Annotated in this window: 17 protein-coding genes; 11 read left to right on the top strand and 6 right to left on the bottom strand. The window is 61.1% G+C overall.

Features of this window, described 5'->3' with window-relative positions; genetic code table 11:
- Nucleotides 1-20 precede the first annotated feature (20 nt).
- The 4 genes from RCCGE510_RS24720 to RCCGE510_RS24705 are packed head-to-tail and all read left to right on the top strand — an operon-like array spanning nt 21 to nt 4,189.
- Nucleotides 21-929 carry an ABC transporter permease gene (locus tag RCCGE510_RS24720; RefSeq protein WP_007634467.1) on the top strand — a complete coding sequence of 303 codons (909 nt, stop codon included), beginning with the start codon at nt 21-23 and terminating at the stop codon, nt 927-929.
- Complete coding sequence (locus RCCGE510_RS24715) at nt 905-1,696, top strand: ABC transporter ATP-binding protein (RefSeq protein WP_007634466.1); 792 nt, start codon at nt 905-907, stop codon at nt 1,694-1,696. The genes RCCGE510_RS24720 and RCCGE510_RS24715 overlap by 25 nt, the downstream gene beginning before the upstream one ends.
- Nucleotides 1,693-3,060, top strand: a complete 1,368-nt coding sequence (locus RCCGE510_RS24710) for an LLM class flavin-dependent oxidoreductase (protein ID WP_037079650.1) — start codon at nt 1,693-1,695, stop codon at nt 3,058-3,060. Before RCCGE510_RS24715 ends, RCCGE510_RS24710 begins: the two co-directional genes overlap by 4 nt.
- Nucleotides 3,061-3,118: 58 nt before the next feature.
- Entirely contained in the window at nt 3,119-4,189 is a 1,071-nt protein-coding gene (locus RCCGE510_RS24705; protein ID WP_007634464.1) for an LLM class flavin-dependent oxidoreductase, read from the top strand.
- A gap of 4 nt (nt 4,190-4,193) precedes the next feature.
- On the opposite strand, the gene RCCGE510_RS24700 is transcribed toward RCCGE510_RS24705, so the two are convergent.
- Nucleotides 4,194-5,870: a GGDEF domain-containing protein gene (locus tag RCCGE510_RS24700; RefSeq protein WP_007634462.1), complete on the bottom strand. Its 1,677-nt coding sequence runs from the start codon at nt 5,868-5,870 to the stop codon at nt 4,194-4,196.
- A 500-nt stretch (nt 5,871-6,370) separates the two neighbouring features.
- On the opposite strand from RCCGE510_RS24700, the gene RCCGE510_RS24695 reads away from it, so the two are divergent.
- The gene (locus tag RCCGE510_RS24695) at nt 6,371-8,356 is read left to right on the top strand and encodes a methyl-accepting chemotaxis protein (RefSeq protein WP_037079647.1); all 1,986 of its coding nucleotides are present in this window, start codon (nt 6,371-6,373) and stop codon (nt 8,354-8,356) included.
- Nucleotides 8,357-8,436: 80 nt separating this feature from the next.
- Here RCCGE510_RS24695 and mctP read toward each other — a convergent pair whose 3' ends face one another.
- From mctP to RCCGE510_RS24670, 5 genes are all read right to left on the bottom strand, one after another.
- Nucleotides 8,437-9,912, bottom strand: coding sequence for a sodium:solute symporter family monocarboxylate transporter (gene mctP, locus RCCGE510_RS24690; RefSeq protein ID WP_007634459.1), 1,476 nt, complete (start codon nt 9,910-9,912; stop codon nt 8,437-8,439).
- Complete coding sequence (locus tag RCCGE510_RS24685) at nt 9,902-10,099, bottom strand: DUF3311 domain-containing protein (protein ID WP_007634458.1); 198 nt, start codon at nt 10,097-10,099, stop codon at nt 9,902-9,904. Before RCCGE510_RS24685 ends, mctP begins: the two co-directional genes overlap by 11 nt.
- Nucleotides 10,100-10,347: 248 nt before the next feature.
- On the bottom strand, nt 10,348-11,019 hold the full coding sequence (locus RCCGE510_RS24680) for a response regulator transcription factor (protein WP_007634456.1): 672 nt from the start codon (nt 11,017-11,019) through the stop codon (nt 10,348-10,350).
- Nucleotides 11,016-12,401, bottom strand: a complete 1,386-nt coding sequence (locus tag RCCGE510_RS24675) for a cache domain-containing protein (protein WP_007634454.1) — start codon at nt 12,399-12,401, stop codon at nt 11,016-11,018. The genes RCCGE510_RS24680 and RCCGE510_RS24675 overlap by 4 nt, the downstream gene beginning before the upstream one ends.
- 87 nt (nt 12,402-12,488) lie before the next feature.
- Nucleotides 12,489-12,953, bottom strand: a complete 465-nt coding sequence (locus RCCGE510_RS24670) for an Lrp/AsnC family transcriptional regulator (protein ID WP_007634452.1) — start codon at nt 12,951-12,953, stop codon at nt 12,489-12,491.
- Between the two features lie 161 nt (nt 12,954-13,114).
- Between RCCGE510_RS24670 and RCCGE510_RS24665 the strand changes: the two genes are divergently transcribed.
- The 6 genes from RCCGE510_RS24665 (at nt 13,115) to RCCGE510_RS24640 (ending at nt 18,484) form a co-directional block, all read left to right on the top strand.
- The gene (locus RCCGE510_RS24665) at nt 13,115-13,894 is read left to right on the top strand and encodes an ATP-binding cassette domain-containing protein (protein ID WP_007634451.1); all 780 of its coding nucleotides are present in this window, start codon (nt 13,115-13,117) and stop codon (nt 13,892-13,894) included.
- Nucleotides 13,895-13,942: 48 nt separating this feature from the next.
- The gene (locus RCCGE510_RS24660; RefSeq protein ID WP_007634450.1) at nt 13,943-14,716 is read left to right on the top strand and encodes a transporter substrate-binding domain-containing protein; all 774 of its coding nucleotides are present in this window, start codon (nt 13,943-13,945) and stop codon (nt 14,714-14,716) included.
- 12 nt (nt 14,717-14,728) lie between these two features.
- Complete coding sequence (locus RCCGE510_RS24655) at nt 14,729-15,454, top strand: ABC transporter permease subunit (protein ID WP_007634448.1); 726 nt, start codon at nt 14,729-14,731, stop codon at nt 15,452-15,454.
- A gap of 10 nt (nt 15,455-15,464) precedes the next feature.
- On the top strand, nt 15,465-16,154 hold the full coding sequence (locus tag RCCGE510_RS24650) for an ABC transporter permease (RefSeq protein ID WP_007634445.1): 690 nt from the start codon (nt 15,465-15,467) through the stop codon (nt 16,152-16,154).
- A gap of 120 nt (nt 16,155-16,274) precedes the next feature.
- The gene (locus tag RCCGE510_RS24645) at nt 16,275-17,183 is read left to right on the top strand and encodes a homocysteine S-methyltransferase family protein (RefSeq protein WP_007634443.1); all 909 of its coding nucleotides are present in this window, start codon (nt 16,275-16,277) and stop codon (nt 17,181-17,183) included.
- 182 nt (nt 17,184-17,365) lie between these two features.
- Nucleotides 17,366-18,484: an ABC transporter substrate-binding protein gene (locus RCCGE510_RS24640; RefSeq protein ID WP_007634442.1), complete on the top strand. Its 1,119-nt coding sequence runs from the start codon at nt 17,366-17,368 to the stop codon at nt 18,482-18,484.
- The last annotated feature ends 42 nt before the right edge of the window (nt 18,485-18,526 follow it).

Raw genomic sequence — 18,526 nt, 5'->3', positions numbered from 1 at the left:
TCCAGGAGGAGATCTGAAGCATGGCAACCATTTGGGATGCGGACGAGGCGAAGCTATCGCTGACATCCGGCGGCAGAATTGCGCATCCAGGTCCACGCGCGGCGAAAACGGCCGGCCCGGCTACCTTCGCCGGCAAAACCGGCCCCCGCGTGCGGCGAAGATTGGGTCCTGGGCCCGCCATACCTTTCGGCTTGCAGATCGGGCCGGCATTGCTGGTCTTGACCTGGGTGGTCGGCTCGGCGCTCGGATGGATCGACCCGCGTATCCTGTCGGCGCCGTGGACGGTGATCGAGGCTTTCGCAAGGCTCATAGAACAGGGTCGCCTGCAGGACAATTTCGTGACCTCGGCGACCCGCGCTTTGCTCGGCCTTAGCATTGGATTGCTGGTCGGCACTATCCTGGCCCTTGTCGCCGGCCTCTCCCGGATCGGCGAAGCCCTGATCGACGGACCGGTCCAGATCAAGCGCGCGATCCCGACGCTGGCCCTGATCCCGCTGCTGATCCTGTGGTTCGGCATCGGCGAGAGCATGAAGGTCACGACCATCGCGCTTGCCGTCATCGTGCCGATTTACATCCACACCCACAATGCGCTGCGCAGCATCGACAGCCGTTATGTCGAACTGGCCGAGACGCTGCGCATGAGCCGGAAAGATTTCATCCTTCAGGTGGTGTTGCCGGGGGCGCTGCCGGGTTTCCTTCTCGGCCTGCGGTTTGCCGTCACTCTCTGCTGGGTTTCCCTCGTCGTCGTCGAGCAGATCAACGCCACCAGCGGGCTCGGTTATATGATCGATCTCGCCCGCAATTACGGGCAGACCGACGTCATCCTCGTCGGCCTGGTGGTCTATGTGCTGCTGGGTCTGGTCTCGGACAGCCTCGTCCGCCTCATCGAACGGAGGGCCCTTTCATGGCGCCGCACCCTGGCAAACTGAAGTCCCCAGCTAACGCCGTCCATATCCGAAATCTCACACGCCGGTTTGCGGCAAAGACGATCCTGGACGGCGTCGATCTCGATATCGCGGAAGGCGAATTCGTTGCCCTGCTCGGCCGCAGCGGCTCCGGCAAAAGCACATTCCTTAAAGCGCTTGCCGGTCTCGGTCACGGTGTCGAGGGGACCGGCACTCTCGATACGCCGGAAAGCCTTTCGGTGGTTTTCCAGGACGCCCGCCTGCTGCCATGGCGCAACGTCATCCAAAACGTCACGCTCGGCCTGCATGGGCCTTCCGGCCGGGAGGCCGGCAGGAAAGCTTTGTCGGAAGTGGGACTTGAAGGGCGGGAAACGGCGTGGCCGAACCAGCTTTCAGGCGGCGAACAGCAAAGGGTCGCGCTTGCCCGTTCCCTGGTGCGCGAACCGGCCCTGCTTCTCGCCGACGAACCCTTCGGCGCTCTCGATGCGCTGACCCGGCTGAAAATGCACGATCTGCTGCGGGAATTGTGCGCAAGGCACCGCCCTGCCGTGCTGCTTGTAACCCATGATGTCGAGGAGGCAATTTCGCTGGCCGACCGGATCCTGGTCCTCGATGAAGGGCGCCTCATCGAGGATCTTAAGATCGACCTGCCGACACCACGCGATCACGGCGATCCGCGCTTTGCAGAATTCCGGATCCAGCTTCTCCGCCGGCTCGGGGTCGACGTCCCGGGGCCGCAAGGCAGCCTGAAGTCAGCAACCACTCAATTTGCACTGGGATTAAGCCAATGAGCACATCGAAAAGACAAATGCGGCTTGGCGCCTTCATCATGGCGACGGGCCATCACATTGCCGCCTGGCGTCATCTGGATGCGCAGGCCGATGCCGGCCTCAATATCGATCACTACCGGGAACTGGCGCAGACAGCCGAGCGCGGAAAATTCGACCTCGTTTTCGTCGCCGACAGCCCGGCGGGATGGGAACGCGCCAAGGACCCGGAAGCGTTTCGCCGCATTGCCCAGGGCGCTCATTTCGAGCCCCTGACCCTTTGGGCCGCCCTCTCCCAGGCGACCAAATATATTGGTTTCGTCGCCACCGCATCGACGACCTACGAGGATCCCTATCTTCTCGCCCGCAGGTTCGCGTCACTGGATTATATTTCCAAGGGTCGCGCGGCATGGAACGTCGTCACGACGGGTGCCGACGTTTCGAAGAACTTCTCGATAGCAGGCCATCCCGCCCATGCCGACCGTTATGAGCGGGCCGAGGAATTCGTCGATCTGGTCAAGGGATTGTGGGATTCCTACGAGGACGATGCCTTTATCCGCGACAAGGAAAGCGGCGTCTATCTCGATCCCGACAAGGTGCATCTCGTCGATCACAAGGGCAAGTTCTTCTCGGTGGCCGGTCCGCTCAACGTCGGCCGTCCGGTTCAGGGTTATCCCGTTATCGTGCAGGCAGGTGCATCCGAACCGGGGCGCGAACTTGCCGCCCGCACCGCCGAGATGATCTTTACCGCCAACCAGACCTTCGAGGATGCGCAGGAATTCTATTCCGACGTCAAGGGGCGGCTCGCCCGATACGGAAGAAGACCGGACGAACTGCTGATCAGTCCCGGCATTTTCCCGGTTCTCGGCGGCACGGAAGCCGAAGCCCAGGCGAATTACGACCATATCCAATCGTTGGTTCATCCCGCCATCGCCTGGAATATCCTTGCCCGCCACTATAAGGGCGTCGATCTTTCCGGTTATTCGCTCGATGATCCCGCCCCGCCCTTGCCTGATAATACCGAACTCAACAAAAGTCGCCTCAAGCTGGTTTCCGATCTGGTATCGCGCAACAATCTGACGCTGCGCCAATTCTATCTGGCGGTCGCGACCGCACGCGGCCATCGCACCGTGGTCGGAACGCCAGAGCAGATCGCCGATGCGATGCAGATCTGGTTCGAGAATGGCGCCGCCGACGCTTTCAACATCATGCCGCCGGTCCTGCCCACCGCGCTCACCGACTTCGTCGATCAGGTCGTGCCGATCCTGCGCAAGCGCGGTCTGTTCCGCCACGAATATGAAGGTACGACGCTGCGGGAGAACCTCGGCCTCCAGCGCCCGCCGAACGGTTTTGCGCTTCAGGCGCAGGCGGCACAGGCAGCCGTATGATCTTCCCGGAGGCCCTCAGACTGGCCTCCTTCTTCCAATCGCGCAGAACCGGCATCGCATGAGCAATCATTCCGAATTTCTCTGGTATATTCCCAACGACGTCAAAGCCGGTCATCGCGGCGATTCCGCCGTCGAAAATCATAGTAGCCTCGATACGCTGACCAGCCATGCGCGGGCGCTGGAGGAGCATGGCTGGAAGGGCGCGCTGATCGGCACCGGCTGGGGCCGTCCCGACACCTTCACCGTCGCGGCTTCGCTTGCCGCCCGGACCACCACCTTCGAGCCGCTGATTGCGATCCGCCCGGGTTATTGGCGGCCGGCCAACTTCGCGTCTGCGGCGGCGACGCTGGACCACTTGACCGGTGGCCGGGTGCGGATCAACATCGTCTCGGGCAAGGACAACCTGGCCGCCTATGGCGACAGCGAGGGTGAGCAGGCGCATCGATATGGCCGCACTAAGGAGTTCATGCGGCTGGTCCGCAGGCTATGGACCGAAGAAAATGTCACCGTCGCCGGCGAGCACTTCCGCGTCGCCGAGTCGACCGTCGTGCCGCGCATCGAGATCCGCGGCGACCGCCGGCACCCCCAATTCTATTTCGGCGGCGCCTCCGAGGCGGCCGAACGGGTGGCGGCCACCGACGCCGACGTGCAGCTCTTCTGGGGCGAGCCGCTTGATGGCGTCAGGGAGCGGATCGGGCGGCTCAAGGGCCTGAGCCGGGCGCTCGATCGCGACCTTCCGCCACTAGAATTCGGGTTGCGGATAACGACGCTGGTTCGGGACACCACGGAACAGGCCTGGGCCGACGCCGAGGCAAAGGTGGCGGAGATGGCCAGAGGCAAGGGCGTCGGTTGGCACGATCACCAGCGCGCGCTCGCCGTCGGTCAGCAGCGACTGCTCGATCTCTATGAGCGCGGCGACGTTCTCGACGACAATCTCTATACCGCGCCAGGCAAGTTCGGTGGCGGCGGCGCCGGCACCACGTGGCTGGTCGGATCGGCTGCGGATGTCGCCCGCTCGCTGCGCAAGTATCAGGATCTCGGCATCACGCATTTCGTGCTGTCCGACACGCCCTATCTCTCCGAGATAAAGCGGCAGGGCGATCAGCTTCTGCCGCTGCTGCGCGACTGAAGCGTCAGGTCGCCGCTGCTACGCATCGGTTGCGGCCGGAATTCTTGGCGAGGTAGAGGTTGGCGTCCGCCACATGCAGCGCCGCCTCCAGGCTGTCGGCCAGGGACCAGTCCGCCAGGCCGATGGAGCAGGTGACGTCAAGCTTCGGGTCGACCTCAGACCATTCATGGTCCTGCACCAGCAGCCGTAGCCGCTCGGCATCGGTAAAGGTTTCCGTGGCTGTCTTGCCGGCAAGCAGAAGGAGGAATTCTTCGCCGCCCATGCGGATTGCCAGGCTGCCTTCCGGTCCGGTGTCGCCCAGCAACCCGGCAAGCCGGCGCAGGACGATATCGCCGATGGAATGGGAAAAGATGTCGTTGATGCGTTTGAAATAGTCGATATCGACCAGCATCAGGGCCGCATGGGTCACGCCGGATTCGACCCACTCCCTACATCTAAGTTGCAATTCACGGCGATTGCCGAGGCCGGTCAGCGGATCGGTGCGCGATGCCAGCACGGCCGCGCGCTGTTCGGCGGCAAGCCGCAGGTTTTCCTCCAGCAGACGCTCGCGCTCCAGCCGGGCACTGTCTTCCTTGCGGCGCATCGTCTCCAGGTCGAGCGCAAGCTTCATCGTATAGGCTCGTGCCGAGGCCAACCGCCGATAATCCTCGACCACCAGTTCATGAAAGATCTTGTGAGAGTCAAACGCCGCCTGCCAGTCGCCGGCCATTTCCGCAATCCGGAAGCGCATGTCGAAATGGCGCAGCTTCATGCGCGGCACAGCCAGAACCTGCTCCATCGCTTCGATACCTGCAAGCAGCGACTGTGCTTCATCGAAAGCGCCCCGCCCTGCCAGAAGATAAGCGTACCAGTAGGACGTTTCCGCCTCCAGCACTTCGTCCTGCGCGACCCGAGCGGCGGCAATGGCGGCGACATAGCGGCCCGCCGCGACGGCGTCATCGCCGTTTGTCCAGGCCAGAAGCCCGAGATAACAATGGCATTCGGCAATCTCATAGCTCAGCTTCTCTGCCTGAGCCTCGGCCAGGATCGATTGCAGCTGCGCTTGCGTGCGCGCAAGCAGGGACTTGTCGATGTCCTGTCGTGCCAGCCGATGTTCGCCGAGCGCACGCGCCGCCATGCGGCTCGCAATTGAGCGGGCGATCAGCACAGAGTCCTTGGCTAGGCCGCTCGCCTCCGCATAATTGAGGCTTTCAGCCGCTGCCTCGGCGGCGCGATCGAAGTCGTTCGAATCGAACAGCGCCACCGCATAGGCGGTTCGCGCCCGCCAGTTGGCTAACGGATCCCGGCAGGACTTGGTGCGTTTCTGGCAATCGGTCAGCAGGGTGAAGCCGGTTTCCAGATCGCCGAGCGCCACGAGAATGCCGCCATGGACCGATTGCAGGGAAATGATCGCAGCCTGATCCTGGCAATATCGGAGCCAGGTTTCGGCGCGCAGGCAGATCTTCAGGCCTTCAGCCAGCGTCTCCTTGTTGAAATGGATGAGCGCCAGTCGATGTGAAACACGCAAAGCTCCGGCAACATCACCCGCTTCGAGTGCTGCCTCATAGGCAGTCTCCGCCACCTCGAGCGCTTCGCCGGTGCGGCATTCCCAGTCTAGGCGCACGGCGCAATCGAGCAGTCCCTGCCAGCTCGCTGCCAGGTTCTGATCGTGCCTTGACTCGGAAGACGCCCGTTTTGCCACCTCTGCCCCGTTCTTTCCTCAACACATAGTCTTTGAGAACTTCTAACAATTCTCAAACAGTGGAGCTTAGCGGCGAATTTCATCGACGAACGTCACTGCTGGCAAGTGGATCCAAACGGTCCTTTTGCAACAGGAGATGTGCGTCAATTCAAACAAAACAACTTGGTGTATTGTTTTCCGCACCGACGTCGGGCCGTTCAAGGCGAAAAATCCGACAAAATAGACAAAAAGCGCAACATTGTGATGCCCTGGCGGCTTCGTTTACACTCTCTAAAATATCTACTCCTATTTTTAGGGATATCGGAGCGACGTTCTGAGGATCGTCACCTACGCCATGATGGCCGGCCAGGTATCCCGAAATCTCGCATGGAATCGACGTTGTTACCCTGACGCTCGCCCGCTTTAGACGCGACGCGCGCAGTGGTGCCCGGCGGACGCATTCGAGGACAGATCCTGGTCACAGACACCTTTAAACCTCGCCAACACGATGGAGCTTGGCAATGAATAGTAGTAAAAGTTTCGGGATCGCTATGCGTCTCGCCCTTGGCTTCAGCTTTCTGATTGCGCTGATGGCCGGCCTGAGCATCTACGCGACGATGCAGGTCGCTGAGATCAATAGCAACCTTGGAACGGTCAACGACGTTAACAGCGTCAAGCAGCGGTTTGCCATCAACTATCGCGGCAGCGTGCACGATCGGGCGATTGCCATTCGCGACGTCACTCTGGTCACCTCTGCCGATGAACGCAAGGCGGCCGAGGCATTGATCGAAAAGCTGGCGGCCACCTACGCCGACAATGAAAAGCGCATGGCGGATATGATTGCATCTCCGGCAGGTGCTACGGATCAGGAAAAGTCCATTCTGGGCGAGATCGCCGACATACAGGCGAAAACCAATCCACTGGTCGCTCAGATCATTGCGCTGCAGGAAAAGGGCGATGGCGAGGCAGCCCGCAAAATCTTGCTCGAACAGGCAAGGCCCGCCTTCGTTTCCTGGCTGGGCGCCATCAACAAATTCATCGACTATCAGGAAGCACTCAACAAATCGATTGGCGGCGAGGTTCGCAGCACGGCAAGCGGCTTTAAGCCGATCGTGCTGACGGCGCTGGGCATCGCGGCTCTTCTTTCGATCGTTGCGGCTGCGATCACCGCGCGCACGATCGTCGGCCCGCTGGGAAGACTGCAGCTTTCATTGAAAGCGATGGCGGAGGGCAATCTCGATGGCGATCGTCGCCTCGAAGCGCGAGGTGACGAGATCGGCAGGCTTGCGCGCGCCGTAGCCGGCTTGCGTGACGCCATTTCGACAAAGGCCGAACGGGAAGCTGACGTGGAAGCCAAGCGGGCTGTCGCGGAACGGCATCGGCTTGAGCAGGATGCCGATGAACGCCGCACGCTTGCCGAGCAGACCGACCGGGCGGTCGGCCAACTTGGCGATGCATTGCAGGCGCTGGCCAACGGCGACCTCACACAGCAGATCGACACGCCGTTCATCCCATCTCTGGAAAAGCTCAGAGCCGACTTCAACACGGCGGTCGAAAAGCTCCGCGCCGCCATGCAGAAGGTTGCCCAGAATGCGAGCGCGATTGCGGCCGGCGCACAGGAGATCCGATCTTCCTCGGACGATCTCGCCAAGCGGACCGAACAGCAGGCCGCATCCGTCGAGGAAACCGCCGCTGCGCTCGAGGAGATCACCACCACAGTCGCCGACTCAAGCAACAAGGCCCAGGAAGCTGGGCAGCTCGTTCGCAAGACGAAGGATAGCGCGGAGCGTTCGGGCAGCGTCGTCCGGGGCGCGGTCGACGCCATGGGCAAGATCGAATCTTCGGCGACTGAAATCGGCAGCATCATCGGCGTCATCGATGAAATCGCCTTCCAGACCAACCTGCTTGCGCTGAATGCCGGCGTCGAAGCCGCCCGCGCCGGTGAAGCAGGCAAGGGGTTTGCCGTCGTTGCCCAGGAAGTGCGCGAATTGGCGCAACGTTCCGCCAAGGCTGCGAAGGAAATCAAGGAACTGATCAACGCTTCGAACGGCCACGTGAAAAACGGCGTCGCCTTGGTCGGCGAGACCGGAAAAGCCTTGGAAGAGATTGTCGCACAGGTGCAGCAGGTCGACGGCAATGTCGGCGCGATCGTCGGTGCTTCGAAAGAGCAGGCAACGGGGCTGAAGGAGATCAACACCGCCGTCAACAGGATGGATCAGGGCACGCAGCAGAACGCCGCCATGGTGGAAGAAGCGACAGCCGCCGCCCATAACCTCGCCAAGGAAGCCGACGCATTGTTCCAGCTCCTGGGTCAGTTCAGCATCGGGGGCGCAGTGGCATCGAAGCGCTCAACGCAGCCCGCTGCCGCAGCACAGCATGCTCAGCCGGTGTCCTCGCCGGCGCGTCAGATGATTGCCAAGGTAGGCAGGTCGTTTCAGCGCAATGCGGGCCAGGGAAATTCGGCCCAGGGGAACGCAGCATTGGCCGGCGATTGGGAAGAGTTCTAAATCGCGCTGATTTCTCGCCAGCCTCTGCTGGAAAGCAATTTACAAAGGGCGGCGTATGCCGCCCTTTGCATTGATTGACCTTACGCCCGGGCTGGAACCTTGGTCGGAAGCAGGGCATTGATCACCACCGCGACCGCGATGTTTGCTGCAAGAGCCAGCAGTCCCGTATAGACGGTGAAGGGTTCGCCGCCGAAGCTGATCATATGCAGTGGCTTCCAACCGGCATCCCACACCAGGAAGGTGCCGCCGCAGAAGCCGACGAACCAGCCGGCAAGCAGGCCGGGTGCACGGAACCAGTTGGTATAAAGACCGAAGACCAGGGCCGGAAGCGTCTGCAGGATCCAAATGCCACCGAGCAGCTGCAGGTCGAGTGCGAACTGCGTCGGCAGGAAGATGATGACGAGCAATGCGCCTACCTTCACCACCAGCGACGTCACCTTCGCGACCTTGGCTTCGCCCGCATCGCTGACTTTCGGATCGACATAGGCTTTCCAGAAGTTGCGGGTGAAGAGATTGGCGGCACCAATGCTCATTACCGCCGCCGGCACCAGCGCGCCGATAGCGATCGCCGCAAAGGCGAAGCCGGAGAACCAGCCCGAAAACAGCGTCTTGAACAGCGTCGGAACGACATCATTGGCACTGTCGAGCTTCAGGTTGGCGGCATGGCCCATATAGCCGAGCAGTGCCAGAAGACCGAGCAGCAGCGTATAGGCCGGCAGCATGATCGCGTTCTTGCGGATCGTCTTGCCGCTGTTGGAGGCAAAGATGCCGGTCAGCGTATGCGGATACATGAAGGCCGCAAGCGCCGAACCGAGAGCGAGCGTCGCATAGGCGACATATTGATTGCCGCCGAGCAGCAGGCTGCCGGAGCCCTTGGCCTGGAAAGCCGCATCGGCCGAGGCGAAGACGTTGGCGTAGCCTCCGAGCTTCGACGGGATCAGCGCGACGGCGGCGATCACCACGATATAGATCATGATATCCTTGACGAAGGCGATCAGCGCCGGGGCGCGCAGACCCGCCGAATAAGTATAGAGCGCCAGCACGATGAAGGCGATCGCGAGCGGCAATTCGCCATGCAACCCGAGCGCCTTCAGCACCGCCGTCATGCCGACGAGCTGCAGGGCGATGTAGGGCATGGTGGCGATGATGCCTGTTGCCGCGACGGCGAGTTCGAGACCGCGCGATCCGTATTGGCCATGGACGACGTCGGCGGCTGTCACATAACCGAACTCCTTGGCGCGTTTCCACAGCACCGGCATGACCATGAAGACGAAGGGATAGACGACGATGGTGTAGGGCAGCGCAAAGAAGCCGTAGGCGCCGACCGTATAGACCAGCGCCGGGACGGCGATCACGGTATAAGCGGTGTAGAAGTCGCCGCCGACGAGGAACCAGGTGATCCAGGTGCCGAAGTTGCGGCCGCCGAGGCCCCATTCATCGATATGGGCGAGCGTCTCGGGCTTGCGCCAGCGGCTGGCGACGAAGCCCATGACGGTGACGAGGACGAAGAAGAAGATGAAGACGGCAAGCGCCTGGCCGTTGATATCAGTCGTCATGGCGGGTGCTCCGATAAGCGATCCAGGTCAGCGTCGCGGTGATCGGCACCCAGAGCAGCTGATACCAGTAGAAGAACGGAAAGCCCAAAAGAGACGGCTCGCGGACATTGTAAAATGGCGGCCAGAGCAGACCTATATACGGAATGATCAGCAGCCAGAGCGCTGCCTTGCTACGTGGTTTTTCCATATCGGAATACCTTTCAGGCGCCGCGGGCGGCGGTCGCCATGTTCCAGTTGTCGGCGTGGAAGGCAGGTGTGTCAGCCGGCCGCCGCAGCAAGCCCGCTTCGGGTCGCTCGCGCTTTTCCGATCGATCGGAAGCTGATGTAACGCATGTGAATTCCTCCCAACGGCTTGGCACTTGGCTAGCCGTGGATGAAGTCCTAGGCCGTCGGTTTTATCCTCACAAGATGGGCGCGGCGCTGAAATACCAGAGCCTACCCAGAAGTGGGTAGGTGCGGATTTCCTTCGGCTTTCGAGACGATGCCGTGATCGAGCGCATAGCGGATGAGGCCGGCTGTGGTGGCGATGCCGAGCTTTTTCTTGAGGTTCTTGCGATGTGTTTCGGCGGTGGCGGAGCTTATCCCCAACACTTCGGCGATCTCGCGGTTGCTCCTGCCGGCAACGATCAGCCCGAGCGTGTCGCGTTCGCGTGGCGTCAGGCGATCGCTCCCTTCCTCAGCGCGTTCGCCCATCAACACATCGAAGACACCCGACGAAAAATAGGTGCCCCCGTCGGCAACGGTCTCGATGGCCGCGACGATCTCGTCCGTCGAGACGTCTTTGAGGATGTAGCCGGCGGCGCCATGCATGACCGACGAGGAAATATACTCGCGGCTGTCATGCATGGAGAGCATAACGACGCGGGTTTGCGGAAGTTCGTTCCTGAACAACTCGATGGCATCGATACCGCTGAGCTTCGGCATATTGATGTCCATCAGCACCACCTGCGGTTGGACCTGCCGGGCGATCTCAAGCCCGGTTTGCGCCAAGCCGGCGGTGCCGGCGACTTCGATATGGTCGAATGTTTCGAGCACGGCTTTCAAGCCGTCCAGCACCAGCGGATGGTTATCGATCAGCAGCACCCTGATTTTCGGGCGTTCTCTCATGCGGCTTCCGCCTGCTTGCCGGCGGCAAGATTGGCCGATTTCGGCATCATTGCCGTCAGCGTTGTGCCGGCCTCGCTGCTATTGATCAACAGCAGGCCGCGGAAATGCGCCATCCGCTCCTGCATATTGCGTAGGCCGAGTCCCGCTCTGCCTGGGGCGCCGTCGTTGCTGCCGTCGAAGCCGGCGCCGTTGTCGGAGATGGTCATGCGGGCGCGGCCGCCGTCGCTCCAGAGCTTGACTGTAAGTCGGGAGGCGCCTGCATGGCGTTCGACATTGTTGAACGCTTCCTGCGCGACACGATAGAGCGCGGTGTTGGCTTCGGCTTTCAACGTGTCGGCGAAGTCTGAGGCGTCGATTTCAGTGTCGATTCCAGTCCGCTCGGCGAAATTGTAGCAGAGTGCCTCGATGGCCGCCTTTAGGCCGAGGTCGTCGAGCACGCGCGGGCGCAGGTCGTGCGAGAGCCGCCTGATCTCCTTGATGGCGCCGTTCAGCGCCTCGACGCCGCGGTCGATGGTCAGCGCCGCATCGTCGACATTGGTCCTGACCTTGCGGCCGGCAAGATCCATCGCATAGCGTACGCCGACGAGATTCTGGGAAATGCCGTCATGCAGCTCGCGGGCAAGGCGGGCGCGCTCTTCTTCCTGGGTGTCGATGACCCGCTGCGTCAGCGCCTTGAGCCGGCTGTCGGCCATGCGGCGCTCATGAAAGGTCAGCAGCATGCAAGTGGTAAACACGACGAGCACCGATGGCACGGCAATCAGTGCAACGATGACGAAGGTCCGTCTTATGTTGGCGCGCGTCACCTTGTTGGCGGCGGCACTCTGGGCAAAGACGTCGTCCAGATAGACGCCGGTACCGACGACCCAGTGCCATTTGTCGAGACTGACGACGAAGGAAAGCTTGTCGGCGATCTGCCCGGTCGATGGTTTCTGCCACTTATACTGATGCAGGCCGCCGCCCGCTCTTGCCGTGGCGATCAGTTCGGCGATGACCTTGTCGCCGTCCGGATCGGTGAGATCGAGCCAATTGTGCCCATGCCGAAAGCTCTGGCGCGGATGGACGATATTGTTGCCGTCATAGTCGTAGACGAAGAAATATCCATCCTTGCCGTAGTCGAGCGAAGTCAGGATCGCTGCCACCTGCTGCTTGGCAGCCTCGTCGTCGGCCCCGGCCTTGTCATAAATTGTCTGGATGGCGGAAAGCGCAAGGTTGGTCAGATTGAGGATCTCGGCTTCCTTGGTCTTCAGCATGTTCTGCTCGAACGTGTCGATGCTGTTCTTGGCGAGGTTTGCCGATTGCCAGGTGATGAAGGTGGTGATCGCAAGGATCGAGATGACGAGCGGGACGATCGCCAATGCGATGATCTGGTGTCGTAACGTCAACGGTCATTCCTCCCCGGGGATCTGCACGCGGAATTATGCCCTTTGTCCTATATGAGTCCAGTCGCTGCCGGTGAGACAGGATGATCGCTATTCCAGGGGCACGAACAGGCCGAGCTTGACGTCGCGCAGCACGACATTGGTATGCATGCGGCGGATCTGCGCGTTTTCCGCCATGATCAGAGCAGCGATGTCGTCATAGTGCTCGACGTCGCGGGCAGTGACGATCGCGATCAGATCGACTGCGCCGGTGACGTAATAGACCTGCTGGATATGATCCTGCTTCTCCGCCCAAAGGCGGAACTTCGCCAGTGCGTCGTAATTGTCCCGCTCGATCTCCATCCCGACAATGAACACCATCGATGTTCCCGTCGCCTTCCGATCGACGACGGCGACCTCCGCCTTGATGATCCCTTCCTCGCGCAGTCGCTTCAACCGCCGCTGCACGGCCGAGACCGACAACCCGATCCGTTCGGCTATTGTTTCGGCCTTCAACTGGCAGTCGCGCTGAACGATGTCGAGAATGTCACGGTCAAAACGATCCAGCTGTTCCATCATTCAGTCCAATTCCAGTTGCGGCACTCATACATTCTGCCGTAATCGATGCGCGAGGAAGATTATTTTGCACATAATATGCAAAAGAGGTGATAATTGCGCGAAAAAACCGCGTTATTTTATCATTATCCTTCCCAAATTCAGTTCAGCCGGACCCATGCATGTCGGATCAACCCTTTCCTGCTCTTCGCGTCGAAGATCTCCATAAAAGCTTCGGCTCGCAACAGGTTCTCAAGGGTATCTCGACCGAGGCCCACAAGTCGGATGTGATCTCTATTATCGGGTCGTCGGGCTCCGGCAAGAGCACTTTTCTCAGATGCATCAATTTCCTGGAAACGCCGGATCGTGGTCGTATTGCCGTGAACGGCGAGGAAGTCGCGATGAAGGCCGGCCGCGGCGGACGGCTGCAGCCGCAGAGCTGGCGGCAGATCGAACGGCTGCGGACGGGGCTCGGCATGGTCTTTCAGAGTTTCAATCTCTGGGCCCATCGCACCGTGCTGGAAAACGTCATCGAGGCGCCGGTGCATGTCATGGGCATATCAAGGCGCGAGGCGATCGAAAAGGCGGAGGCACTGCTCCATAAGGTCGGACTTTTCGACAAGCGTGATGCCTATCCCGCCTTCCTCTCCGGCGGCCAGCAGCAGCGCGCGGCGATTGCGAGGGCGCTGTGCGTCGATCCCGATGTCATGCTGTTCGACGAGCCGACATCGGCGCTCGATCCGGAGCTGGTCGGCGAGGTTCTCAAGGTCATCCGCGATCTCGCGGAAGAAGGCCGGACCATGCTGATCGTCACGCATGAAATGCGCTTCGCCCGGGATGTATCGAGCCGCGTCCTCTTCCTGCATCAAGGGCTGATCGAGGAGGAAGGTCCGCCCGAGCAGATATTCGGCTCGCCCGTCAGCGCCCGCTGCCGGGAATTCACCCGTCTCGGCGGCCATTGATCCACATCAGCCATCATCGATAACACGCTAACCAGGAGAATCCTGCGAATGAAACTGCTTCCCACGCTTTTTGCCGGCGCAGCACTTGTGCTTTCCGCCGCCACCGCACAGGCCGAAGTCCGCTTCGGCGTCATGAACGAATCCTATCCGCCCTTCTTCGCCAAGGACGCCTCTGGCCAGTGGCAGGGATGGGAAATCGACCTGATGAACGCCGTCTGCGAAGAGATGAAGGAGAAATGCTCCATCGTCGAGATTTCCTGGGATGGTCTCATTCCGGCTCTCCAGAGCAAGAAGTTCGACGTGATCTGGTCGTCGATGTCGAACACCGCGGAACGCTCGAAGGTGATCGACTTCACCGACAAATACTACAATACGCCGAGCACTTTGATCGGCCCGAAGGACCAGAAGCCGGGCGCCACTGCCGAGGATGTGAAGGGCAAGACCATCGGCATCCAGGTGTCGACGATCCAGTCTGAATATTACAAGAAGTATTTTGCCGCAGCCGCGGAGGAAAAGACCTACCAGACGCTCGACGAGGCTTTCCAGGATCTCGCCTCCGGCCGCATCGACTACGTTTTCGGCGATTCACTGGCGCTCGACGCTTTCCTGAAAAGCGACGGCGGCAAGGATTGCTGCGCCAAGATGGGAGATGTCGCCGACGACAAGGAGATTCTCGGAGCTGGCGTTTCGGGCGGGTTGCGCAAGGAAGACACGGAGCTGAAAGCCAAGCTGAATACGGCCATCGCTGCCGTCCGCGCCAACGGTCAGTATGACGCCATCAACAAGAAATACTTCGATTTCGATATCTACGGCGCGAAGTAAGCAGTCTCAGCGATGGCGACCACCCAACAAGGCATTCTGGACCTGCTGTCTCCCTATCCTCCGGGATGGGGCGGCGTTCTCTTGACAGGTGCAGTCTCCACGGTCGCCATCTCCGCTTGCGCCTTCGCCATCGGCCTGCTGCTCGGCACCGGCGGCGCGCTCGGAAAGCTTTCCGGCAATCGCCCGCTGCGCCTCGTGCTCGATCTCTATACCACGATCATCCGCGCCGTTCCCGAGCTGATCCTGATCGTCGGCCTCTATTATGCCGGCACCGACGGCCTCAACCGGTTGCTGGCCGCACTGGACCTGCCGCCGATCAACGTGAACGGCTTCGTCGCCGCCGTCGCGGTGCTGGGTTTCGTCCAGGGCGCCTATATGACCGAGGTGCTGCGCGGCGCGATCCTCGCCATTCCCACGGGCCAGATCGAGGCGGCCAAGGCCTTCGGCATGGGACCGATGCTGCGCTTCCGCCGCGTCCTGCTGCCGGCACTTTTGCCGAACGCGCTGCCGGGGCTCGCCAATCTGTGGATGTCGGTCACCAAGGACAGCGCGCTGGTCGCGGTCGTCGGCTACCAGGAACTGGCGCTCGCCACCCGCCTCGCCGGGGCAAGCACCAAACACTACTTCGTGTTTTTCCTGGCTTCGGCCCTTCTCTACCTCGCCATCACGCTCGTTTCCAACGTCGCCTTCAAGCTGATCGAGGGACGGGTGCGGCGGGGACAGCCGCGGCTTGCCTGAGGAGCATCTCATGAATTTCACCTGGATCTCCTCCTATTGGCCGCTTCTTCTGACCGGCGCCTGGCAGACCGTTTCGCTGCTGGTGATCTCCGTGGTGTTCGGCTTTGCCATCGCCGTCGGTCTCGCCTTCGCGCAGGTCAGCGGCGGCAGGCTGACGCGGCTGCTCGCCCGCGGCTATTGCACCTTCTTCCGCGGCACGCCGCTGCTGATCCAGCTGTGGCTTCTCTACTACGGGGTCGGCTCGCTGCTGCCCATGGTCCCCGGCATCCGCCAGAGCCTGTTCTGGCCGATCCTGCGCGAGGGCTTCTTCTTCGCCGCCGTCAGTTTCACGCTGAACTATGCGGCCTATGAGGCAGAGGTATTGCGCGGCGCACTGCTGGCCGTTCCCAAGGGTGAGCTGGAGGCCGGCCGGGCGTTCGGCCTGTCGCCCTGGAAGCTCGTCCGCCGCATCTGGCTGCCGCGCGCAATTCGTATCGCCCTGCCGACGATTGCCGGAGAGATCGTCATGCAGCTCAAGGCGACGCCGCTCGCCTTTACGGTGACGGTAATGGATCTCTATGCCGTGGCCAACAAGGTTCGCCAGGACACGCTGCTGGTCTATGAGCCGCTGCTTGTCGTCACCGTCTTCTATCTCGTTTTAACCGCAGTGATTGCCCGCGTCTTTCGAGGTGTCGAAGCGCAAGTGCCGGTTCGTCGTTAGGCCGACGAAAAAGGAACCGGCCATGAACCCCTTCGCGCACCAATCACTTGCAATCCTCCCACTTTGTTACAAAAAGCCCGCCGTCGATGACGGCGCGACAGCCTGAATGGAAACCTCTTCATGAGCACGACACGAATTCTCGATGGCGGCATGAGCCGCGAGTTGCTGCGGCTGGGCGCCGAATTGAAACAGCCGGAATGGTCGGCACTTGCGCTGATCAACGCGCCGGACATCGTCCGTGATGTGCACAAGGAATTCATCGCCGCCGGGTCTGAGGTCATTACCACGAACAGCTATGCGCTGGTGCCCTTCCATATCGGCGAGGACCGGTTCCAGAAGGAGGGGGCGGCGCTGATCCGTCTCGCTGGTCGTTTGGCGCGCGAGGCGGCCGATGCCGCCACCGATCGCAAGGTGCTGGTCGCCGGTTCGCTGCCGCCGATCTTCGGCTCCTACGAACCGCAGAATTTTCAGCCTTCACGGGTGCAGGACTATCTCAAGGTGCTGGTCGAAAACCTCGCTCCTTTCGTCGATGTATGGCTCGGCGAGACATTGAGCCTGATCGCCGAGGGAGAGGCTGTGCGCCAGGCCGTGGCGGCGTCAGGCAAGCCGTTCTGGATTTCCTTCACCTTGGCGGATGACGAGGCAGACATCGAAAGCGGGGAGCCGAAACTTCGCTCCGGCGAAAGCGTCGAGGACGCGGCATCCTGGGCGGTTTCATCGGGCGCGGAGGCTTTGCTGTTCAATTGCAGCAAGCCGGAAGTCATGCGAGGCGCGGTGGAAAGGGTAGCGGGCGTGTTCCGGAAGACGCACGCTCAGATTGAAATCGGCGTCTATGCCAACGCCTTCGAAGGCGAACAAGGCACATCCGCCGCCAATGAAGGCCTGCACGAGACCCGCGACGATCTGAACGACGACGCCTATTCGCGCTTTGCCTGCTCATGGGCCGAAGCCGGTGCGACGATCATCGGCGGCTGCTGCGGCATCGGCGCCGCCCATATCCATCGCCTCGGCAAGACGCTCTCACGCTGAAACACTGGGGGAGCGGCGGTTCGTTATGCCGCCGCTACCGCACACCGATCGGGATGATGCGCGCCGTTATTTTCCATGCCGGAACTCATATTTTTCCGGGTGAAGCGCCCGTCGATAAATAACTTGATTTATTTGATCATCTTTTATAACTCGACCTCGTATTTAACCGATGGAAGGTCGTCATGAATTTTAGATCCGTAGCCGGTTGGCTGGCTGCCTCGCTTGTTTCCGTTTCCGCTGTTTTGTTCGCATCCTCTGCCATGGCGGAACAGAAGACGATCACCGATGTGATCGGCCGCGAGGTGAAGGTCGACCTTCCGGCCAAGCGCGTCGTTCTCGGCTTTTATTTCGAGGACTACATGGCCGTCGGCGGCGAGAGGGCCTATGATTCCGTCGTCGGCATTTCCCGCGAGGCATGGGAAGGTTGGGTTCCCGCGAATTGGAAGATGCACCTTGCCCACCGCCCCTCGCTCGGCGACATCGCCGATGTCGGCGAAGTGGAAGCGCAGACCTTTTCGATCGAGAAGGTGTTGAGCCTCAACCCCGATCTGGTCATCCTTGCGGACTGGCAGTATCAGGCGCTCGGCCAGGACGCCCATCGCTTGGAAGAGCAGGGTATTCCGGTCGTCGTGGTCGACTACAATGCCCAGACGATTGAGCGCCATGTTGCTTCGACCGTGCTCTTCGGGCAGCTCACCGGCCAGGACGCACGCGGCAAGGAAATCGCCGATTTCTATGCCGGTGCGCTGAAGGACATCGCTGCCCGTGTCGCCGCGTCGGGCAAGCCGAAGCCGAAGGTCTATGTCGAATTCGGCAATAAGGGGCCATCGGAATATTCCTTCACCTACGGCAAGAACATGTGGGGCGCCATGTCCACCGCAGCCGGCGGCGACAACATCGCAGCACCCTTCGTCGAATGGTGGGGTCCGATCAATCCGGAGCAGGTCCTGGCGTCCAAGCCCGATGCCATCTTCATTTCCGGCCGCGAGAACAACAAGAGCGAGACCGCGCTGCCGATGGGGCAGGATGTGAAGGCTGACGAAGCCCGCGAAAAGCTGAAAGCCTTCGAAACCCGCCAGGGATGGAGCGAGCTGCCGGCCGTCAAGAACGGCCAGCTCTTCGGCGTCTATCAGGGCGCGTCCCGCACGTTGTCGGATTTTGCAATGGTGCAGTATATCGCCAAGCAGCTCTATCCCGAGCAGTTCAAAGACGTTGACCCCGTTGCCGACTACCTCGGTTACTACAAGAAATATCTGCCGGTGGTTCCCGAAGGCACCTTCGCCATCGCGGTCAAGGGTTGATCCTAACCTACCCCCGCGAGCGCCATCTCGCATGGCGCTCGT

The sequence above is a fragment of the Rhizobium sp. CCGE 510 genome (assembly GCF_000292525.1).
Taxonomy (GTDB): Bacteria; Pseudomonadota; Alphaproteobacteria; order Rhizobiales; family Rhizobiaceae; genus Rhizobium.
The sequence above is the reverse complement of the archived record's forward strand: the minus strand, read 5'-3'. Positions and strand labels throughout refer to the sequence as shown.

Bases quoted from the DNA above. Each gene is read 5' to 3' on its own strand.
- RCCGE510_RS24720 (WP_007634467.1), top strand. From the start codon at position 21: ATGGCAACCATTTGGGATGCGGACGAGGCGAAGCTATCGCTGACATCC.
- RCCGE510_RS24715 (WP_007634466.1), top strand. From the start codon at position 905: ATGGCGCCGCACCCTGGCAAACTGAAGTCCCCAGCTAACGCCGTCCAT.
- RCCGE510_RS24710 (WP_037079650.1), top strand. From the start codon at position 1,693: ATGAGCACATCGAAAAGACAAATGCGGCTTGGCGCCTTCATCATGGCG.
- RCCGE510_RS24705 (WP_007634464.1), top strand. From the start codon at position 3,119: ATGAGCAATCATTCCGAATTTCTCTGGTATATTCCCAACGACGTCAAA.
- RCCGE510_RS24695 (WP_037079647.1), top strand. From the start codon at position 6,371: ATGAATAGTAGTAAAAGTTTCGGGATCGCTATGCGTCTCGCCCTTGGC.
- mctP (WP_007634459.1), bottom strand. From the start codon at position 9,912: ATGACGACTGATATCAACGGCCAGGCGCTTGCCGTCTTCATCTTCTTC.
- RCCGE510_RS24685 (WP_007634458.1), bottom strand. From the start codon at position 10,099: ATGGAAAAACCACGTAGCAAGGCAGCGCTCTGGCTGCTGATCATTCCG.
- RCCGE510_RS24680 (WP_007634456.1), bottom strand. From the start codon at position 11,019: ATGAGAGAACGCCCGAAAATCAGGGTGCTGCTGATCGATAACCATCCG.
- RCCGE510_RS24670 (WP_007634452.1), bottom strand. From the start codon at position 12,953: ATGGAACAGCTGGATCGTTTTGACCGTGACATTCTCGACATCGTTCAG.
- RCCGE510_RS24665 (WP_007634451.1), top strand. From the start codon at position 13,115: ATGTCGGATCAACCCTTTCCTGCTCTTCGCGTCGAAGATCTCCATAAA.
- RCCGE510_RS24660 (WP_007634450.1), top strand. From the start codon at position 13,943: ATGAAACTGCTTCCCACGCTTTTTGCCGGCGCAGCACTTGTGCTTTCC.
- RCCGE510_RS24655 (WP_007634448.1), top strand. From the start codon at position 14,729: ATGGCGACCACCCAACAAGGCATTCTGGACCTGCTGTCTCCCTATCCT.
- RCCGE510_RS24650 (WP_007634445.1), top strand. From the start codon at position 15,465: ATGAATTTCACCTGGATCTCCTCCTATTGGCCGCTTCTTCTGACCGGC.
- RCCGE510_RS24645 (WP_007634443.1), top strand. From the start codon at position 16,275: ATGAGCACGACACGAATTCTCGATGGCGGCATGAGCCGCGAGTTGCTG.
- RCCGE510_RS24640 (WP_007634442.1), top strand. From the start codon at position 17,366: ATGAATTTTAGATCCGTAGCCGGTTGGCTGGCTGCCTCGCTTGTTTCC.